Source organism: Halobaculum sp. EA56, assembly GCF_051195075.1.
In the GTDB taxonomy this organism is placed as follows: domain Archaea; phylum Halobacteriota; class Halobacteria; order Halobacteriales; family Haloferacaceae; genus Halobaculum.
This window is the reverse complement of record NZ_JBNTJX010000105.1, coordinates 1-1032: the sequence shown is the minus strand read 5'-3', so window position 1 is coordinate 1032 and position 1032 is coordinate 1. Positions and strand designations below refer to the sequence as shown.

2 protein-coding genes are annotated in these 1032 nt (G+C 74.1%); one reads left to right on the top strand and one right to left on the bottom strand.

Annotated features, from left to right (window positions below; translation table 11 throughout):
• Positions 1-476: pyridoxal-phosphate dependent enzyme (locus ACQUQ1_RS22385; RefSeq protein ID WP_435066384.1), on the bottom strand; the 476-nt coding region annotated here is incomplete at its 3' end.
• A 188-nt stretch (positions 477-664) separates the two neighbouring features.
• Here ACQUQ1_RS22385 and ACQUQ1_RS22380 point away from each other — a divergent pair.
• On the top strand, positions 665-1032 hold a 368-nt coding region (locus ACQUQ1_RS22380; protein ID WP_435066383.1), incomplete at its 3' end, for a DUF7282 domain-containing protein.

Here is a 1032-nt window from a genome sequence, read left to right as displayed (position 1 = left end):
CGGACGATCCGCGGGCCGTACGACGCGATGCGGTCGAGCCGGGAGTCGGAGATGTCGGCGGGCACGAGCACGACGCACTCGAGGCCCGCGCTCGCGGCGTGGGCGGCCATCGAGGCGGCCATGTTGCCGTGGGAGACCGTGCCGACGGCGTCGGCGCCGTCCGCGGCCGCCGCGGCGACGCCGACGGCGCTCCCGCGGTCCTTGAACGAGCCCGTGGGGTTCGTCCCCTCCAGTTTCACGTGGACGCGGGCGCCGTCGACGTCGAGCCCCGGCGCCCTGACGAGCGGCGTCGCCCCGGCGGCGGCCGCGAGGCCCGCCCGCGGCGGGTCGACCGGGAGGAGGTCGGCGAACGCCCACACGCCGTCGCGGTCGGGCCACTCGACGCCGGCGGGGTCCGTCTCGACCCACAGCGGCTCCCCGCACTCGCACCGCTGACCCGATTCGCGGCGTCGGCCGCAGGCGTAGCAGACGAGCATACCGGAGGGGGCCGGGCCGCGGTGAAAAGTCCGCCGTCCGGCGAGTCGCCCCGCGCGCCTCCGCCGGGTCGTGTGACCGGTCCCCGCGCCGCGTGGAATCCCCCCACATTCGGGAGCGACGGATTCTTCAGCGAGACTACGGAACCGACGGATAGCTCCGGCGTCGACCCGCCGCGAGCGGCTCTACGATGAACACACGAACCACGATCCCCGCGCTCGTACTGCTCTCCGTGCTGGTCGGCGCGGTCGCCCTCGCGGGCGGCCTCGCCGCCGGCACCGCGACCGCACAGACGGCCAACGCGACCGCCGACGTCACGTTCGACGACCAGGTCGCCACCGAGGAGGTCACCGTCTCGTCCGTGACGCTCCCCGAGGGCGGCTTCGTCGTCGTCTACAACTCCTCCGGCGGCGTGATCGGCCACTCCGAGTACCTCGGCACCGGCACCCACGAGAACGTCACGGTCTCGATCTCGCCGGCGCTCTCGCGCAGCCAGGTCCTCGTCGCCGAGGCGCACGTGAACAACGGCTCGGAGACGTTCAACGCCTCCGAGGACAC